Consider the following 16,705-nt stretch of genomic DNA (forward strand, 5'->3'; position numbering starts at 1 on the left):
CAAGACGATCAACCTGGACTATAGGCAGATGTAGACCCGCGGTGCGCCACCGGCGTCAGGCAGCGGACTTCGCGGCGTGTCCCGCCGGCCGGTCGCGACGACCGAGCCGTCGCGCGGGTCGACGATCGTGTAGTTCAGCGGGACCGTGTCGTCGAACACCATCACCGGGCCGCCGTTCTCGCGGTACACGATCAGGCCGCCGTCCACGGTGCTCAGGGCGCGGCCCGAGATCACCCGAGTCCAGTCCGGCGTCATGTCGGTCGTCGGCAGTCCGTTCAGGATCTTGCCGAGCATCCCGACGTACGTCGATCCCTCGAAGCCGATCGCCTCCCGCCAGCCGGCGCCGGGGGCGAGGAAGAACTCGGAGTGCCCCGGCTCCTCGCTGTGCAGCCGCCACTGCCACAGGCTGCCCGCGCCGTAGACGACGCCCATCGTCCCGCCCGCGCACAGGTTGCTCCACGCCTCGTGGCCCTGCCACCAGCCCTCGGCCACACCGGTCCGGCCGGTGTGCTCGTACGTCGGTTCGCCGTTCGCGACCGCCTTGACCGGGTGGTTCCGCCACATGTCGGCGACCCGCTCCGGGACGTGCTCGCCGGTGTGGCCGGTCTGGCACCACTGGAAATCGAGCCACTCGGCGTCCTGATGGGCGGCCGCCCGGATGTGCGGCCGGTAGTGGATGCCGGTCGGCTGCTCGTAACAGTCGACCGCGTGTACCTCGGCGCCGCCGGCCGCGGTCTGCGGCTCGGCTCCGGAGCCGTCGCCGCCGACCAGGTAGATCGCCGGCCGGGCGCCGTACCGCGCGACGAGGTACCGGCAGTAGGCGGCGTACTCCTCCGGCGGTACGACGGTGCCGGCGACGTCGAGCCCCTTCCAGCCGAACCCCTGGAACACGGGCTGCAGCACCGGAACGATGCCGTGCTCGACGAGGATCTCCAGCAGCAGGTCGAGGTATTGGAAGTACTCGACGTTCAGCTGGTTGAGGTGGCCGTCCGGGAGGTCCTCGAATCCGACGTCGAAGCCTTCGTCCTGGGTGCGGTCGCGCGGCCCGACTGCCCGCATGTCCGGCTGCACGGTCATCAGCAGCACTGCGTTGAAACCCTTGGACTGCCGGTCCCGGGCATACTCACGCACTTGCTCCGGGGTAGCGCGCCAGGGCAGAGCCCATGCTGTGTCGGCGACCAGGACCGCCGGTGTCCCGTCGGCATACACGAGACTGCGCCCGCCGGGCGACATCCGCCAGAACCCGTGCAAGTAGAACGGATTGCTCTCGCCGGCAGGTGCGGGAGCCACGTCGAACTCCCCGCCCTCGGGCGGAACGGCGGACCCGCCGCCGGCCGCCCACCGCCAGCGGCCGGGCAGCGGCGCCGCGAACCGAACCTTCCGCCCCACACCACCACGCGCGGAGCGGACCTGTTCCGGGCCGGCGCCGTCCCAGAAGGTCGGGCGCCGCAGGCGCAGACCGGTCTCGTGCTCGAACTCGACCCAGTCGCCGGTGGCCGGGAGTTCGATCGGGTGCCAGACGGATGAGATGGACATGACACTCCTGATCTGCTGATTGCCGTTAGGCTGTTGCCGAGAAGAACACACGTGCTCTGGGGTCGGTGAAATTCCGAGCCGGCGGTGACAGTCCGCGACCCGTGACTCCGCGAGGAGGAGCGGTTGACCTGGTGGAACTCCAGGACCGACGGTGAAAGTCCGGATGGGAAGACGCACGTGGCAGTCGCACGTCCTCGGAAACGGGGGCGTGGGCTTGTCGTTGCCCCCCGGAGTGCTCTGCGTGCACTGCCGAGAGGACAACGACCGTGAACACCGTCACCAGCCTGGACACCATCGAGCGCGCCGTCGCCGAGCTCGCCGTCGGGCGACCCGTGGTGGTCGTCGACGACGAGGACCGCGAGAACGAAGGCGACCTGACCTTCGCCGCGAGCCTCGCGACCCCCGAGTTGATGGCCCTGCTCGTCCGCCACACCAGCGGCTACGTCTGCGCGCCCGCCGCGCCGGAGATCCTGGACCGGCTCGAGTTGCCGCTGATGGTGCCGGACAACCAGGACAGCCTGCGGACGGCGTACACCGTGTCCGTCGACGCGGCGACCGGCGTCGGCACCGGCATCTCCGCCGCGGACCGGGCGCGGACCGTCCGCGTGCTGGCCGATCCCTCGGCGCAGCGCGCGGACCTGATCCGGCCCGGCCACATCCTGCCGTTGCGCGCCGTCGACGGCGGAGTCCGGCAGCGGCCCGGTCACACCGAGGCCACCGTCGAACTCGTCCGGCTGGCCGGACTGCCGCCGGTCGGCGTGATCGGCGAGCTCATGAACGACGACGGCACCCTGATGACCGGCGCCGATCTGCGCGGTTTCGCCGACGCTCATGGCTTCGCGATGATCTCGATCGCGGATCTCGTCAGCTACCTGGCCTGAGCAGCTTGCGGGCGGCGTCGGCGATGCCGTCCGCGGACAGGCCGTACCGGTCGAGCAGGTAGCCGGCCGACCCCGTCGGTGCGAACTCCGGGATACCGAGGATCGACACCCGGACCGGGTGATGCTGGACGACGGTCTCCGCGACCGCGCCGCCGAGCCCGCCGCCCGGCACCGCTTCCTCGGCGGTCACGATGCCGGCCGTCTCCCGCGCGGCCGCGACCACGGCGTCGACGTCCAGCGGTTTCACCGTCGGCATCGACAGCACGCGCGCCGAGATCCCTTCCGCGGCGAGCCGTTCCGCGGCGGCCAGCGCCCGCCACAGCACGGTCCCGTTGCTGATCACGGTCACGTCGTTGCCTTCGCGGACCGTGATCGCCTTGCCGAGCCGGAACTCGTAGTCGTCGGCGTACACCTTCGGCACGCTCATCCGGCTGACCCGGATGAACACCGGCCCGGGCGCCGCGGCCGCCCAGCGCAGCGCGGCCGCGGTCTCGACCGGATCCGCCGGTACGACGATCCGCAGGCCGTCGATCGCGCGCAGCCAGGCGATGTCCTCGATCGAGTGGTGCGTCGGGCCGAGCTCGCCGTACGCGACACCCGGGCTCATCCCGCACAGCTTGACGTTGGTGTTCGAGTACGCGACATCGGCCTTGATCTGCTCGAGCGCACGCCCGGTGAGAAAGCAGGACGCCGCCGACACGAACGGGATCCGGCCGCCGTTCGCCAGCCCGGACGCCACCCCGACCATGTCCTGCTCGGCGATGCCGACGTTGATCAGCCGGTCCGGGAACGCCTTGCGGAAGCTGTTCAGCTTGCTCGACCCGACGGAGTCGTTGACCACCCCCACGATTCGGTGATCGGCCTCGGCGAGCTCCGCGAGCGTCTCGACGTACGCGTCCCGGCAGTCGTACCGCGGCTGGTCAGCGATGGAAGGGGTTTCTACGGCGGTCATGCCGGCTCCTTGGCATATCCGGGAGCAACAGCTTCCAGCTCGGTCAGCGCCTGCTGGAACTCCGCCGCGTCCGGCACCCGGTGGTGCCAGGCGACGTTGTTGCTCATGAACGAGATCGGGTGGCCCTTGTGCGTGTGGGCGATCACGAAGGTCGGCTTGCCCGGGCGGAACGGTACGGCGGACAGCACGTCGAGCAGCTCGCCGTGGTCGTGGCCGTTCACCTCGACCACCGCGAACCCGAACGCGGCCGCCTTCTCCGGCAGCGGGTCGAGGTCGTTGGTCTCCTTGGTGGTCGCGCCTTGCTGCAGCCGGTTCCGGTCCACGATCACGGTCAGCCGGTCCAGCTGGTACTGCGAGGCCGCCATCATCGCCTCCCAGTTCGAGCCCTCCTGCAGCTCGCCGTCGCCGACGAGCACGTACGTCCGCCGCAGCGAGACGTCGAGCTTGGCCGAGAGGGCATGACCGACCGCGACCGGCAGGCCGTGCCCGAGCGGACCGGTGTTCGCCTCGACGCCCGCGACCTTGTTCCGGTTCGGGTGCCCGTTCAGCGCGGACAGCGGCTTGAGGAAGGTCGCCAGCTCCTCGACCGGCAGGAACCCGAACGCGGCGAGCGTCGTGTAGAGCGCGCCGGCGACGTGGCCCTTGCTGAGGATGAAGCGGTCCCGCTCGGGGTCGTCGACCGCGTCGGGCGAGATGTCGAGCACGGCGCCGTACAGCGTGGCCAGGATGTCGATCGCGGAGAAGTCGCCGCCGATGTGCCCGGCGCCGGCGTGGTGGACCAGCTTCAGGTCCTGGATCCGGATCTGCTGGGCGGCCTCGGCGATGTGCACGATCTGCTCGGCGCGGCTGCTGTGGATCGGCAGCCGCCCGAGCACCGGCAGCGTCGCGTGCTCGACTGTCAGCGTCATACGATCGCTCATGCCTGCTCAGCCATCGAACTCAGCAGGACCTTCTGGACCAGCTTCTGCGCGGCGAGGGCGTCGTGGGACGCCTGCGCCGCCGCCAGCGCCTCCTCGTCCAGGACGTCGAGCGCGTGGTGCACCGCCTTCAGGAAGGTGATCGCCTGCTTCGCGGCCTGCACGCTGTCCTCGCGGAACGGGAACTGGTCGAGCTGCCACACGCCCTCCCAGTTGTTCTTGCGCAGCGTGTGGAAGAACTCGAACGTCTCGACCAGGTGCACCGAGCCGACCACCATGTCGTCGTCCCAGCCGCGCAGGTTGTCGTTGACGTCGATCGCGAACAGCCGGCCGTAGTCGATCGCCAGCTGCGCCGCGTCGGCCGGCGTCTCCTGGCCGTACAGCGAATGGCCGAAGTCGAGCAGGATGCCGAGGTTCGGCAGGCCGATCTTCTCGATGCCGAGCAGCGTGCGCGCGACGCTCGGAAAGATGATCTTCACCCGCGGCTCACGCGGCTTGTACTCGATCACGAAGTTGATGTCGGGATGCGCCGACACCAGCTCCTTGAGACCGTCCAGCGCGAGGTTCCAGATGTCGTGGTAGTTCACCTGGAAGGGGTAGTCCCAGCCGTCCTGACCCGGCCACAGCTTCACGTACGAGCAGCCCAGGCCCTTGGCCAGCTCGGTTGCCTGGTGCAACAGCTCCAGCGCCTGCTGCCGGACCTTCGGGTCCGGGTTCGTGAACGACCCCTTGACGAAGTCCTTCGTGTAGATCTCCGGCGTGATCGCGATCGCCTTCAGGTTGTTCCGCTGCAGCGCTGCCTTCACCTCGTCGAGCGTCCCGTCGTACCCGGCGAACGGCCAGTTCAGGTCGACGACGGACAGGTCGCCGACGGCGCCGGCGCGGTCGATCTGCTCCAGCAGGCCGACGGGCTCGCCGTACCCGTCGGTGGCGTAACGATCCTTGTAGGTGGCGAAGTGCCAGATACCCGCGCCGAAGACCGGCATGTCTGTCATGGTTTCGATTCTCCTTGTCATGGGCGGTGCGGGGCGGTGTCAGCCCTTCAGCGAGCCCGCGGTGAGACCGCCGACGATCCAGCGCTGAAGGAGGGTGTAAGCGATGAGGATCGGCACGACGGCGATCAGGATGCCCGCCGCGAGGCCGGTGTTGTTGTTGGCGAACTGGCCCTGGAAGTTCAGCAGCCCGACCGGGATGGTCTTGTGCGCGTCGGAGTTCAACAGGATCAGCGCGAACAGGAACTCGTTCCAGGTCGCGACCGCGTCCAGGATCGCCACCGTGACGAGGGCCGGCACCGACAGCGGCAGGATGATCGTGAAGAACACCCGCCAGTCACCGGCACCGTCCACCCGGGCGGCCTCGATGATCTCGTCCGGGAGCTGCCGGAAGAACGACTGCAGCACCAGCACCTCGAACGGGATGCCGAACGCCAGGTAGGGCCCGATCAGCCCGAAGATGCTGTCGGTGGCTCCGGCCTGCCGCATCATGATGAAGACCGGCACGATCGTGATGTAGATCGGGATCGTCAGCCCGAGGAACACCGAGAACATCACCGTCCGGCGGAACTTCATCCGCAGCTTGGCCAGCGCGAACCCGAGCATCGCCGAGACCAGCACACCGAGCGGCACCTTGATCGCGGCCAGGATCGCGCTGTTCTTGTAGGTCGTGGCGAAGTTGCCGATGCCCCACGCGTCCTTGAAGTTGCTCCAGGTGAGCTGGTCGGGCCAGGACAACGGCCCGTTGCCGATGAAGTCGGACAGCGGGCGCACCGCGGTGATCACCAGCAGTGCCAGCGGTGAGATCCAGAAGAGCGCTATCACTGCCAGGACGAGCGTCATCACCAGGCCGCGACGCCCCTTGGGACCGGAACTGATCGGTTCGGTGGCGGCAGCCTGAGCCGGCGCGGTCACCTGGGCCGGGGCGATGGTGGTCATGAGGCCTCCCTCGTCTGGGAGCGGACGTACGGGATGCCTACCGCGATCGCCACCAGCGTGATCACGACGGCGATCGCGGTGCCGTAGCCGGCTTGGTAGTACTGGAAGACGTTGAAGTACATCCACGTCCCCATCACCTGCGTCGACGTCCCGGGACCGCCGTACGTCATCGCGTAGATCATGTCGAAGACCTTGAACGAGTCGATCAGCGACAGCGCCAGCACGATGTAGTGCGCCGGCCGCAGGCTCGGCATCGTCACGTGCCAGAACTGCTGCCACTTCGTCGCGCCGTCGACAGTCGCGGCCTCGTACAGCTCGTTCGGGATGCCCTGCAGCGCGGCCAGGTACAGCAGCATCGGGAATCCGGTGCGCAACCAGATCGCCGGCACCATCACGGCCCAGAGCGCGGTCGAGTCCTGCCCGAGCCACGCCTGCGCCAACCCGTCCAGCCCGATCAGCCGCAGGAACGAGTTGATCGCGCCGTACTGCGGGTTGTACAGCCAGCCCCAGATGCTCGCGATGGACACGAGCGGCAGCACCGCGGGCGTGTAGAAGATCAGCCGCAGGATCGGCTTGCCGTGCACCTTGCCGTTCAGCGCGATCGCCAGCAGCAGCCCGATCACGGTCGGTACGGCGATCGTGACCACGGTCCAGATCAGGTTGTTCTGCACCGCGGTGACGACCACCGGGTCCTGCGGCAGCTTGAAGTAGTTGTCCAGCCCGACGAACTCGTACGTCGCGCTCAGGCCGTCCCAGTTGGTCAGGCTGAACCACAGTGACGACAACGCCGGGTACACCAGGAACGCGACGTACACCACCAGGGCAGGCAGGGCGAACAACCACGGCGACCAGCGGCCCCCGCGTTTCGGTTTGACGACTGCGACTGAGCTGGCCATGTGCTCAGCTCTTCGCCCACGCGGAGACGATCTCCTGCATCTTCTTGGCCGCGGCATCCGGCTGGACCGAGCCTTGCAGCAGGTCGCTCTGGACACTGAAGTACTGGTCGGCCTGCTTCTTCGGGAACGCCTGGTCCTGGATCGTGTAGAACGGGTTGCTGCCGTACTTCTGCGCCCACTCCGCCGCCAGCGGCAGCGTCTTCGGGTCGGGCTCGGCGCCCTTGACCGTGGAGGCAGTGACCTGCAGCGCCTTCTGGGTGGCCGGCTGGATGATGAAGTCGATGAGCGCCGCGGCCTTGTCCGCGTTGCCGGACTTCGCGTTGATCATGTAGCCCTCGACGAAGCCGGAGTGCCGCGCCGGGCTCTTGTCGGTCGGCAGCTCGAAGTTGCCGAACGCCGACGAGCTCTTCTTCGCCGACAGGATCGCCGCCGCCTCGGTCCACGGTCCGGTGATCGTGTACGCCGTCTTGCCCTGGACGTACGCCGGCTCGATGTCGGCCGGGTCGAGACCGAGCGCGCCCTGCGGCAGCCACTTCTTGTCCTGCCACCTCTTGAACAGCGCGAACGCCTCGACCACCTCGGGCCGGTCCCAGCTCTCGGCGCCGGTCAGCAGCTTGTCGTGCAGCTCCGGTCCCGCGGTGTGCTCGAGCAAGTACTCGAACAGCCGCATGATGTGCCAGCCGTACTTGCCACCGGTCCCGAGCGGCGTGACGCCGACGGCCACCAGCTTGTCGTTGATCGCCTCCAGTTCGGCGTACGTCTTCGGCGGGGCGCTGACGCCGGCCTTCGCGAACAGCGACTTGTTGTACCAGGCACCGATCCCGAGGGACACGAACGGCACCCCGGCCTTCATCCCCTCGAAGGTCATCCCGCCGATCGCCTGGGTGTTGATCTTCGAGTCCCAGCCGTACTTGGAGTAGTACGGCGTCAGGTCGAGCGCCTGCTTGGCCTTGGCGAACGGCGCTCCGATCTGGCCGCCCCAGATCCGCCAGACATCCGGGCCCTTGCCGCCGAGCAGTTCCGTGCGCAGCTTGTCCGGGTACACCGCCGCCCCCGAGCCGGGCAGGCTGTCGACCGTGGTCGTGGTCCCGTTCTGCTCGTCGAACTTCTTCACCTGCGCCTTCAGCAACCCGATCGTCTCGTCACCCTCGTAGGTGAACAGGCGCAGGTTGTTCGACGCCGCCTGGGTGGCGCCCCCGCCGGTCGACGTACCACCCCCGGTGCAGGCGGACAGACCGGCGCCGAGCGCGGCGGCGGATGTGAGACCGAGAAATCCCCGGCGGGTGTACGACGTGCTCATTGCATGCTCCTTTGACGGGCGAAGCGGCGGATCTTGGCGAACATGTCCTCCAGCAGGAACCGGACGTCGACCTGCTCGCAGACCTGGATGGGGTTGTCGGTGCCGGGCAGGTACCAGCCGTCGACACCGAAGCGCGGCGCCGGACGGGTCCGGAAGTTGCCGCTGTGCGGGTAGAGCATCAAGGAGATGGCGGGCGAGTCGCCGAGGGAGCGGGACTCGATCGGCTCGCCGTGCCAGGTGGCGTTCCACGCGACCAGCTGCTCGATCAGGTACTTGCCGAGCGGACCGGCGTCGCCGATCTTCTCCTCGAGCTCGGCGTAGCTGACCGAAACCTTCGTGTACACGTCGCTCGGGACCTGCCAGACCGTGATCCCGGACCCGAACACGACATTGGCCGCATGGATGTCGTTCGACAGGTTGAACTCGATCCGGTGGTCGGCGGCGTAGCCGTTGTAGCCGCGGCCGCCGATCCAGATCACGATCACGTTCCGGTGGACGAGTTCGGGATCGAGCAGGATGGCCGAGGCCATGTCGGTGAGCGGCCCGAGGAACGAGACGAACAGCGGGTCACCGTCGGAGGCCAGTTTCGACTCCTCGATGATCAGCCGCGCACCGGGCGAGTCGAGCGGGGTCTGCTCGTCCGGGATACCGGTCGGGGCGCCGTTCGCGACGGTGACCCGGCCGGTCAGGTCCAGCAGGTCCAAGAGCAGGTCGATCTCCTCGCGAGACTCCTCCATGCTGCGATCCGACCGGCGGGTGCCGAAGTGCGCGGGGATCAGGCCGCGGACGTCGAAGGTCGGCGACAGCAGCCCGTGCACGATCGCGAACTGGTCGTCCGCCTCGTTCTTGGCATCGGTGTTGATGATCACCCGGCGTCTGCTCGGCTTCACGCGCTCTCCTCCGTTTCGCTTTGCGAATAGATATTCAGTACTGCATAGCCTGTCGCCATGAGTGTCACCACGCGGCTAGAGTCACGTCAAGAGCTCAGTTGAAACTTGGAGGGCCGATGGTCCAGGCGGTACTCGCGATCGACCAGGGCACGACCAACTCCAAGGCGGTCCTGGTCGCCGCCGACGGAACCGTGCTCGGCAGCGGCTCGGCCCCGGTCGGCCTCGCGACGCCCCGGCCCGGCTGGGTCGAACAAGACGCCGAGAATCTGTGGCGGAGCGTCCTTCGAGCGATCGCCACCTGCCTCGCGGGCGGCGGAGCGGAGATCGTGGGGGTCGCGTTGTCCACCCAGCGCGAGTCCGTCGTCGGCTGGGACTCCTCGGGCGAGCCCGTGGGTCCGGTTCTGGGCTGGCAGGACGTTCGCACCAGTAGTTGGTGTGCCCAACTACCGCCGGCAGTCGACGCCCTGGTCCGCCGGCGTACCGGCCTGCGCGTCGACGCGATGTTCTCCGCGCCCAAGATGCGCTGGCTCCGCGACCGGTCCGACTGCCTGGTCGGGACCGTCGACGCGTGGTTGATCTACCGGCTGACCGGTTGCCAAGAGCACTTGACCGAGGCCGGTAACGCCTCTCGTACGTTGCTGTACGACCTGACGACCCTGGACTGGTCGGACGAGCTGCTCGAAGCGTTCGGCGTACCGCGGGCGGCGCTGCCCGACGTACGCCCGTCGAACGCCGGATTCGGGGTGACGAAGGGCGTACCGGGGTTGGCCGACGGGATCCCGATCGTCGCCGTCCTCGCGGACTCGCATGCGGCGATGTACGGGCAAGGGTGTGCCGAAGCGGGTCTGGTGAAGGCGACGTACGGGACCGGCTCGTCGGTGATGACGCCGGTGGACGGGTTCGAGCCGGACGGATGCACGCTCGCCTGGCTGACCGACCGGCCGGTGTACGCGCTGGAAGGCAACATCGTGTCGTCCGGCGCCGCGCTCGCCTGGACCGCGGACCTGCTCGGTCTTCCCGACGTCGGCGCCTTGACGGCTCTCGCGGGGACGGTCCCGGCGGCGGAGGGCGTCGTCCTGGTACCGGCGTTCGCGGGACTCGGCGCACCGCACTGGGACCGGGACGCGCGGGCGGCCCTGACCGGCATGAGCAGCTCGACGACGCGGGCGCACATCGCGCGGGCGGCCGTCGACGCGGTCGCGCACCAGATCTGCGACCTCGCGGACACGATCCCGGGCCCGCTCAGCAGCCTCCGTGCGGACGGCGGCGCGACGGTATCGGACCTGCTCATGCAGACCCAGGCGGATCTGCTCGGTCATCCGGTCGAGGCGGCTGACGTACCGGAGATCTCGGCTCTGGGTGTCGCCGAGCTGGCGTGGACCACGCTCGGCGCGTCGACCGGCTGGGCGAGGAAGCGGCGGTACCGGACGTTCGAGCCCGGTCCCGGCGCCGGCAATCGTGGCCGGCGCCGGAACGAATGGGCTCAGGCGGTCGCGACGGTCCGCGTCAGGCCAGCTTGATCCGGAACACGGCCAGCCGGGCGTCATGGCCGTCGACGTTCATCGGGATCACCTTGGTGTTGACCAGGTCCAGCCGGACCTTGCCGTCGCCGGGCAGCCAGTTGATCCGGTCGATGCCCTTGAAGAGGGCCCGGTGCTCACTGTCCTGGCCGGTGGCCCGCACGTAGCCGGGATTGTTGGTGTCCGCGGTCCAGATCACCAGGTGGCCCTGGTTGTGGTGGGCCATCACGCGCTCGCGGTGCAGCTTCTTGTGCAGCTGCCACTCGTCCTGCAGGTTCGGGTTCTTGTTGCCGTTGTACGCGTTCGCGATGTAGTGCGAGTTGATCAGGGCGAACTTCAGGCCCGGGTGCGCGCTGTGCTCGACGACCACCTCGTTGATGTACCGGGGCGGCGTCACGTGGGCGATGCCGCCGTGCACGAAGGTGCGCTTCGAGTTCACGATCTTCCACGGCTCCGGCACCGAGATCGGCACCCGGAACGACTTGGGGTCGTGCAGGAACGCGTTGCGGTACTTGCTGCCGAAGTGCCGCGTGATCATCGGCGGCTCGCCCGAGTCGCCCTCGCTGATCTCCTGCCAGCCGACGAACGGCCGGTGCCCCGGGTCGCCCCCGCGGACCGCCGTGATCGCGGCCTCGCGGGCGCCGAGGTGCTTGCGCCCGATGTTCGCCGTCACGACGGGTAGCCGAAACCACTCCGTCCCCGCCTGCGCCGCTGCGCTCCGCTCCACGGGCCGTGCCGCCGAAGCCGTCTGCGCACCGGCCGCCGAGCCGAGTGCGGCCAGCGCACCTCCACCGAGCATCAACGCCTGCCGGCGGCTGATTCTGTCGGCCATAACCACCTCCACAAGAGTCCGGCTCGGAGGCCGGAGGGCGAATGTCTTGTCGACCGGCTACGACGTACCACGCCGCCAGGCCGTTCCCCGCCGGCAGCCGCCGCCTCATCTGGTGGGTGGACGTCTCAGATGCCGGGTTGGCGACCGATATCCCGGGCGCAAACCCTGACTTTCGGACGCCCACCCATCAGATGCGGAGCTGCCGCCGGACGGGGTGAGGTGAACGCGGCGCGGCGGGAGAGGGTGTTGGAGATCGCTTTCCGTTGCAGGTTGACTCGGCCGTGACGCCCACCTATGGTTGCGATCACAGGCTACGGAAAGCCCTTTCCACGCCTGCGGGAGGGAGGCGTCCATGTGTGAGTTCGAGCCCGGACCGGCTGCGGCCCTGCCCGGCGGCATCGGCATCTCGAAGCTGACGGTGTACGACGCCGAGGCACCCGACGGCCTGGTCGGCGGAACGCCGCACGTCCACCTGGCCTGCTCGGAGGGGTACTGCGTGATCGCCGGCGCCGGCGTCGTACAGACCCTGAACACGAAGGGTTACACCGAGACCCCACTGCAGGCCGGCACCGTCGTCTGGTTCGACCCCGGCACGATCCACCGGCTGGTCAACGACGGCGGGCTGCAGATCCTCACCCTGATGTCCAACTCCGGGCTACCCGAGGCCGGCGACGCCGTCCTGACGCTGCCGCCCGAACACCTCGCCGACCGCGCGACGTACCTGGCGGCGACCGCCCTGACCGGCGAGGGCGAGGCCCGCACCCGGTCGGCGATGGCCCGGCGCGACCTCGCGCTCCAGGGGTACGCCGTGCTGCGCGAGCGGTACGAGGTGGAAGGCCCCGCGGCGCTGGACGAGTTCTTCGCGGCGGCGATCCGGATCGTGCGGCCGCAGCTCGCCAACTGGCGCCAGCGCTGGGAGCAGGGCGCCCGGCGGCTCGCGGACGAGACCGGCGCCGCGCTGGACGCGCTGGAGGCCGGCACCGCGCCGCATCTGCAGACCGCCGAACTCCACCGACTTCCGACCCCCACCGAGTTCGGCCGGCACGGTATGTGCGGCCGCCTCGACGTTTATGACACCACCCGAGCGTGAGAGGTAGAACTGTGAACGAGCGACGCATCGGCATCGTGATGAACGGCGTCACCGGCCGGATGGGCCTGCGCCAGCACCTCGAGCGTTCCATCGTGGCGATCCGGGAGCAGGGCGGACTGCCCGCGGCCGACGGCACGATGATCATCCCCGAGCCGATCCTGGTCGGCCGCAACGAGCTCAAGCTGCGCCGGATCGCCGAGCAGTACGGGCTGGAGCGGTGGACCACCGATCTGGCCGAGGCACTGGCTGAGCCGGACGTCGAGATTTACTTCGACTCCCAGCTCACCCAGCTGCGCGAGAAGGGCGTCCGGGCCGCGGTCGAGGCCGGCAAGGCGATCTACTGCGAGAAGCCGATCGCCGAGAGCCTGGACGCGGCCGTCGACCTGGCCAAGCTCGTGGTCGACTCCGGGCTGAAGAACGGCGTGGTGATGGACAAGCTGTCGCTACCCGGCCTGCGGAAGCTGAAGCGGCTGGTCGACGGCGGGTTCTTCGGCCGGATCCTCTCGGTCCGCGGCGAGTTCGGCTACTGGGTCTTCGAGGGTGACTGGCAGGAGGCGCAGCGGCCGTCCTGGAACTACAAGTCCGAAGAGGGCGGCGGCATCATCCTCGACATGTTCTGCCACTGGCGGTACGTGCTCGACCAGACGTTCGGCTCCGTGAAGTCGGTGTACTGCCAGGGCGCCACGCACATCCCGACCCGGGTCGACGAAAACGGCGAGTCGTACACCGCGACCGCGGACGACGCGGCGTACGGGGTGTTCGAGCTGGAGGGCGGGATCGTCGCGCAGCTGAACTCTTCGTGGGCCACGCGGGTCTTCCGCGACGAGCTGGTCGAGTTCCACGTCGACGGGACCGAGGGCTCCGCGGTCGCCGGCCTGCGCAACTGCCGCGTCCAGCACCGGTCCGTGACGCCGAAGCCGGTGTGGAACCCGGACATCCCGGTCACCGAGAAGTTCCGCGACCAGTGGGCGACGGTGCCGGACAACGAGCCGATGGACAACGGCTTCAAGGTGCAGTGGGAGATGTTCCTGCGGCACGTGGTCGACGACGCGCCGTTCACCTGGGACTTCGTCGAGGCCGCGAAGGGCGTCCAGCTCGCCGAGCTGGGTCTGAAGTCGTGGCACGAGGGCCGCAAGCTCGAGGTCCCGGCGCTCGATCTCGGGACCAACTGATGGAGCTGAACCTTCCTGTCCACGGGGGACTCGAGAAGTACCGGCTGACCGGCGAGCCGGTTGCTCAGGGCACCTACTCGCCGGCGCGCTCGCGACTCGCGTTCGCCGCGGCGCACGTAGTGGCGGATCCGCTCGGGGACAACGCGCCCGGCGCGCCCGCGGTGATCGACTGGGAGCACACGCTGGAGTTCCGGCGGCACCTGTGGTCGCTGGGCCTGTCGGTCGCCGAGGCGATGGACACCGCGCAGCGCGGGATGGGCCTCGACTGGAAGGCAACGCAGGAGCTGATCCGCCGGTCCGCCGCCGAAGCGCCGGACGGCAGGATCGCCGTCGGCGTCGGCACCGACCAGCTGACGGGTCCGGCCACCCTGGATGCGGTCATCAGTGCGTACGAAGAGCAGTTGGCCGTTGCCGAGGATGTCGGCGCGCGGCCGATCCTGATGGCCAGCCGGGCCTTGTGCGCGGCGGCGGACTCGCCGGACGACTACCGCAAGGTGTACGACCGCCTTCTCACCCAGTCCACCCAGCCGGTGATCCTGCATTGGCTGGGCCCGATGTTCGACCCCGCCTTGGAAGGGTACTGGGGCGGCGACTCGTTCGATTCCGCGGCCGCGAGCGTCGTGGACCTGATCAACGCCAACGTCGAGAAGGTCGACGGGATCAAGATCAGCCTCCTCGACGCCTCGAAGGAAGTTGCCCTGCGCAACTGCCTGCCCGCGGGCGTCCGGCTCTACACCGGGGACGACTTCAACTACCCCGAGCTGATCCGCGGCGACGGCGAGCGGCACAGCGACGCGTTGCTCGGGATCTTCGCCGCGATCGCCCCGGCGGCGGCAGCAGCTCTGCACGCGTTGGACGCCGGTGACCTGGAGACCTACGAGCGGGTGTTCCAGCCGACCGTACCGTTGGCTCGGCAGATCTTCTCCGCGCCGACGTACTACTACAAGACCGGGATCGCGTTCCTGGCCTGGCTGAACGGGTTCCAGCCCGGCTTCACGATGGTGGGCGGTCTGCAGACCGGCCGGTCGTTGCCCCACCTGGCGGACACCTTCCGGCTCGCGGACCAGGCCGGCGTACTGACCGATCCCGAGCTGGCTGTCGACCGGTTCCGTCAGCTGTTGCGGGTCGGCGGGATCGACGCATGAACCGGTACAGCCTCAATCAGGCGACCACGAAGTACTGGCCGCTCGAGGACGTCGTCGCGGCGAGCGCGAAGGCCGGGCTGGAGTGGATCGGCCTGTGGCGCGAGCCGATCCAGGAGTACGGCGTCGACCAGGCGGCGAAACTGGTCGCCGACGCCGGCCTGAAGGTCTCGTCGCTGTGCCGCAGCGGCTTCTTCACCTCGACCGACGCCGCCGAGCGGAAGGCGAAGATCGAGGACAACCGGCGCGCGATCGACGAGGCCGCGACCGTCGGCACGCCGGTCCTCGTGCTCGTCAGCGGCGGACTCCCGGCCGGATCCCGCGACCTGGACGGTGCGCGCGCGATGGTGCGCGACGGGCTGGCCGAGCTGGCGCCGTACGCCGAAGAGCGCGGCGTCACGCTGGCGGTCGAGGCACTGCACCCGATGTTCTGCTCGGACCGCTGCGTGGTGTCGTCGCTGGGCGGCGCGCTCGACCTCGCCGAGCAGTTCCCGGCGTCGCAGGTGGGCGTGATCGTGGACGCCTACCACCTGTGGTGGGACGCCGACGTGTACCGGCAGATCGAGCGGGCCGGCGAGCGGATCGTGTCCTACCAGGTCAGCGACTGGGTGGTTCCGCTGCCCGCGGACACGCTGCTCGGGCGCGGCATGATGGGCGACGGTGCGATCGAGCTGCGCCGGCTGCGCGAGGCCTGCGACGCGGCCGGGTACGACGGACCGATCGAGGTCGAGATCTTCAACCAGCAGTTGTGGGACGCGCCGGGGCAGGAAGTCTTCGACCTGGCGCTGGCGAGGTATCAGGAACACGTCCTCTGAAAAGGAGCTGCCTGTATGACTGACCGGACCATTCCTGCCGACGGAATCGGCATGCACCTCTACACGATGCGAGACGTGCTGGCCGAGGACTACCCGGGAACGCTGAAGCGGCTCGCCGGGATCGGATACCGCACGGTGGGGGTGAGCGGGAGGTTCGACCACAGCGCCGAGGAGATTCGCGGGTTCGCGGACGACGCCGGGCTCGCGATCGTGCTCGAGCACGTCGGGTATGCGCGGCTGAGCGACGACTGGGCCGGCGCGCTGGCCGACGTGCAGACGCTCGGCGCGCAGTGGGCCGTCGTACCGTCGATTCCGTCCGAGCTGCACTCGGTCGAGGGCTTCCGAACGGCGGCCGCCGCGTTCACCGAGGCCGGCAAGGTCGCGCGGGACAACGGCTTGAAGCTGCTCTTCCACAACCACGGCCGGGACTTCGACGAGGTCGACGGGCAGGTGCTGTACGACATCCTGCTGGACGTGGACCCGGAACTGCTCGGGTTCGAGCTGGACCTGTACTGGGCGGTGGACGGCGGGCACGACCCGGCGAAGCTGTTCCAGGAGCACCCGGGCCGGTTCCCGGCGCTGCACGTCAAGGACATGGCCGCGGACGGGTCCTGGGAGGACGTCGGGGCCGGGAAGCTCGACTTCGGCGCGATGTTCACGCACGCCGAGGCGGGCGGTGTCGAGCAGTATCTGGTCGAGCACGACAAGCCCACCGACGCCTGGCAGTCGGCCGAGCGCAGCTACCGCGGACTGACCGAATTGCGGTACTGACGCATCTCATAGCAAACGCTTAACCGGGTCACCTGTGCATACACCTGCTCACCCCCGGTG

The 16,705-nt window shown here is 68.9% G+C and carries 16 protein-coding genes and 1 riboswitch; of the genes, 7 read left to right on the plus strand and 9 right to left on the minus strand.

What is annotated here, in order from left to right; translation table 11 throughout:
• Nucleotides 1-18: 18 nt before the first annotated feature.
• On the minus strand, nucleotides 19-1,536 hold the full coding sequence (locus ABZX12_RS13880; protein WP_355693000.1) for a DUF4038 domain-containing protein: 1,518 nt from the start codon (nucleotides 1,534-1,536) through the stop codon (nucleotides 19-21).
• A 47-nt stretch (nucleotides 1,537-1,583) separates the two neighbouring features.
• Nucleotides 1,584-1,717, plus strand: a riboswitch (FMN riboswitch).
• 85 nt (nucleotides 1,718-1,802) lie between these two features.
• Between ABZX12_RS13880 and ribB the strand changes: the two genes are divergently transcribed.
• Nucleotides 1,803-2,417, plus strand: a complete 615-nt coding sequence (gene ribB / locus ABZX12_RS13885; protein WP_355693002.1) for a 3,4-dihydroxy-2-butanone-4-phosphate synthase — start codon at nucleotides 1,803-1,805, stop codon at nucleotides 2,415-2,417.
• Here the strand turns inward: ribB and ABZX12_RS13890 are convergent.
• The 7 genes from ABZX12_RS13890 to ABZX12_RS13920 are packed head-to-tail and all read right to left on the minus strand — an operon-like array spanning nucleotide 2,401 to nucleotide 9,303.
• Nucleotides 2,401-3,369, minus strand: coding sequence for a transketolase C-terminal domain-containing protein (locus ABZX12_RS13890; protein ID WP_355693004.1), 969 nt, complete (start codon nucleotides 3,367-3,369; stop codon nucleotides 2,401-2,403). The two genes, ribB and ABZX12_RS13890, sit on opposite strands and share 17 nt — an antisense overlap.
• Nucleotides 3,366-4,289, minus strand: a complete 924-nt coding sequence (locus tag ABZX12_RS13895; protein WP_355693006.1) for a transketolase — start codon at nucleotides 4,287-4,289, stop codon at nucleotides 3,366-3,368. Before ABZX12_RS13895 ends, ABZX12_RS13890 begins: the two co-directional genes overlap by 4 nt.
• Nucleotides 4,286-5,281 (minus strand): TIM barrel protein, encoded by a 996-nt coding sequence (locus ABZX12_RS13900; protein WP_355693008.1) that lies wholly within the window; start codon nucleotides 5,279-5,281, stop codon nucleotides 4,286-4,288. Before ABZX12_RS13900 ends, ABZX12_RS13895 begins: the two co-directional genes overlap by 4 nt.
• 39 nt (nucleotides 5,282-5,320) lie before the next feature.
• The gene (locus ABZX12_RS13905; RefSeq protein ID WP_355693010.1) at nucleotides 5,321-6,217 is read right to left on the minus strand and encodes a carbohydrate ABC transporter permease; all 897 of its coding nucleotides are present in this window, start codon (nucleotides 6,215-6,217) and stop codon (nucleotides 5,321-5,323) included.
• Nucleotides 6,214-7,113, minus strand: coding sequence for a sugar ABC transporter permease (locus ABZX12_RS13910; protein WP_355693012.1), 900 nt, complete (start codon nucleotides 7,111-7,113; stop codon nucleotides 6,214-6,216). The genes ABZX12_RS13905 and ABZX12_RS13910 overlap by 4 nt, the downstream gene beginning before the upstream one ends.
• A 4-nt stretch (nucleotides 7,114-7,117) precedes the next feature.
• Entirely contained in the window at nucleotides 7,118-8,413 is a 1,296-nt protein-coding gene (locus ABZX12_RS13915) for an extracellular solute-binding protein (RefSeq protein ID WP_355693014.1), read from the minus strand.
• Nucleotides 8,410-9,303: a nucleoside hydrolase gene (locus tag ABZX12_RS13920; protein ID WP_355693016.1), complete on the minus strand. Its 894-nt coding sequence runs from the start codon at nucleotides 9,301-9,303 to the stop codon at nucleotides 8,410-8,412. The genes ABZX12_RS13915 and ABZX12_RS13920 overlap by 4 nt, the downstream gene beginning before the upstream one ends.
• A 116-nt stretch (nucleotides 9,304-9,419) precedes the next feature.
• Here ABZX12_RS13920 and ABZX12_RS13925 point away from each other — a divergent pair, with 116 nt between their 5' ends.
• Nucleotides 9,420-10,823 (plus strand): FGGY family carbohydrate kinase, encoded by a 1,404-nt coding sequence (locus ABZX12_RS13925; protein ID WP_355693018.1) that lies wholly within the window; start codon nucleotides 9,420-9,422, stop codon nucleotides 10,821-10,823.
• Here the strand turns inward: ABZX12_RS13925 and ABZX12_RS13930 are convergent.
• A complete protein-coding gene (locus ABZX12_RS13930; protein WP_355693020.1) occupies nucleotides 10,810-11,655 on the minus strand; it encodes a hypothetical protein in 846 nt (281 codons plus the stop codon). The genes ABZX12_RS13925 and ABZX12_RS13930 overlap by 14 nt on opposite strands.
• A gap of 352 nt (nucleotides 11,656-12,007) precedes the next feature.
• Here ABZX12_RS13930 and ABZX12_RS13935 point away from each other — a divergent pair, with 352 nt between their 5' ends.
• Genes ABZX12_RS13935 through ABZX12_RS13955 form a run of 5 tightly spaced genes read left to right on the plus strand, consistent with a single transcriptional unit; the run spans nucleotide 12,008 to nucleotide 16,645 of the window.
• Entirely contained in the window at nucleotides 12,008-12,745 is a 738-nt protein-coding gene (locus ABZX12_RS13935; protein ID WP_355693021.1) for a cupin domain-containing protein, read from the plus strand.
• 11 nt (nucleotides 12,746-12,756) lie between these two features.
• A complete protein-coding gene (locus tag ABZX12_RS13940) occupies nucleotides 12,757-13,917 on the plus strand; it encodes a Gfo/Idh/MocA family oxidoreductase (protein WP_355693023.1) in 1,161 nt (386 codons plus the stop codon).
• Entirely contained in the window at nucleotides 13,917-15,062 is a 1,146-nt protein-coding gene (locus tag ABZX12_RS13945) for a dihydrodipicolinate synthase family protein (RefSeq protein WP_355693025.1), read from the plus strand. The genes ABZX12_RS13940 and ABZX12_RS13945 overlap by 1 nt, the downstream gene beginning before the upstream one ends.
• The gene (locus ABZX12_RS13950) at nucleotides 15,059-15,874 is read left to right on the plus strand and encodes a sugar phosphate isomerase/epimerase (protein ID WP_355693027.1); all 816 of its coding nucleotides are present in this window, start codon (nucleotides 15,059-15,061) and stop codon (nucleotides 15,872-15,874) included. The genes ABZX12_RS13945 and ABZX12_RS13950 overlap by 4 nt, the downstream gene beginning before the upstream one ends.
• A 15-nt stretch (nucleotides 15,875-15,889) precedes the next feature.
• Nucleotides 15,890-16,645, plus strand: a complete 756-nt coding sequence (locus ABZX12_RS13955; protein ID WP_355693028.1) for a sugar phosphate isomerase/epimerase — start codon at nucleotides 15,890-15,892, stop codon at nucleotides 16,643-16,645.
• The last annotated feature ends 60 nt before the right edge of the window (nucleotides 16,646-16,705 follow it).

The sequence above is a fragment of the Kribbella sp. NPDC003505 genome (assembly GCF_040610875.1).
GTDB lineage: Bacteria > Actinomycetota > Actinomycetes > Propionibacteriales > Kribbellaceae > Kribbella.

Excerpts from the sequence above, each read along its gene's own strand:
- ABZX12_RS13880 (WP_355693000.1), bottom strand. The coding sequence starts at position 1,536 with ATGTCCATCTCATCCGTCTGGCACCCGATCGAACTCCCGGCCACCGGC.
- ABZX12_RS13890 (WP_355693004.1), bottom strand. The coding sequence starts at position 3,369 with ATGACCGCCGTAGAAACCCCTTCCATCGCTGACCAGCCGCGGTACGAC.
- ABZX12_RS13895 (WP_355693006.1), bottom strand. The coding sequence starts at position 4,289 with ATGAGCGATCGTATGACGCTGACAGTCGAGCACGCGACGCTGCCGGTG.
- ABZX12_RS13900 (WP_355693008.1), bottom strand. The coding sequence starts at position 5,281 with ATGACAGACATGCCGGTCTTCGGCGCGGGTATCTGGCACTTCGCCACC.
- ABZX12_RS13905 (WP_355693010.1), bottom strand. The coding sequence starts at position 6,217 with ATGACCACCATCGCCCCGGCCCAGGTGACCGCGCCGGCTCAGGCTGCC.
- ABZX12_RS13910 (WP_355693012.1), bottom strand. The coding sequence starts at position 7,113 with ATGGCCAGCTCAGTCGCAGTCGTCAAACCGAAACGCGGGGGCCGCTGG.
- ABZX12_RS13915 (WP_355693014.1), bottom strand. The coding sequence starts at position 8,413 with ATGAGCACGTCGTACACCCGCCGGGGATTTCTCGGTCTCACATCCGCC.
- ABZX12_RS13925 (WP_355693018.1), top strand. The coding sequence starts at position 9,420 with ATGGTCCAGGCGGTACTCGCGATCGACCAGGGCACGACCAACTCCAAG.
- ABZX12_RS13930 (WP_355693020.1), bottom strand. The coding sequence starts at position 11,655 with ATGGCCGACAGAATCAGCCGCCGGCAGGCGTTGATGCTCGGTGGAGGT.
- ABZX12_RS13935 (WP_355693021.1), top strand. The coding sequence starts at position 12,008 with ATGTGTGAGTTCGAGCCCGGACCGGCTGCGGCCCTGCCCGGCGGCATC.
- ABZX12_RS13945 (WP_355693025.1), top strand. The coding sequence starts at position 13,917 with ATGGAGCTGAACCTTCCTGTCCACGGGGGACTCGAGAAGTACCGGCTG.
- ABZX12_RS13950 (WP_355693027.1), top strand. The coding sequence starts at position 15,059 with ATGAACCGGTACAGCCTCAATCAGGCGACCACGAAGTACTGGCCGCTC.
- ABZX12_RS13955 (WP_355693028.1), top strand. The coding sequence starts at position 15,890 with ATGACTGACCGGACCATTCCTGCCGACGGAATCGGCATGCACCTCTAC.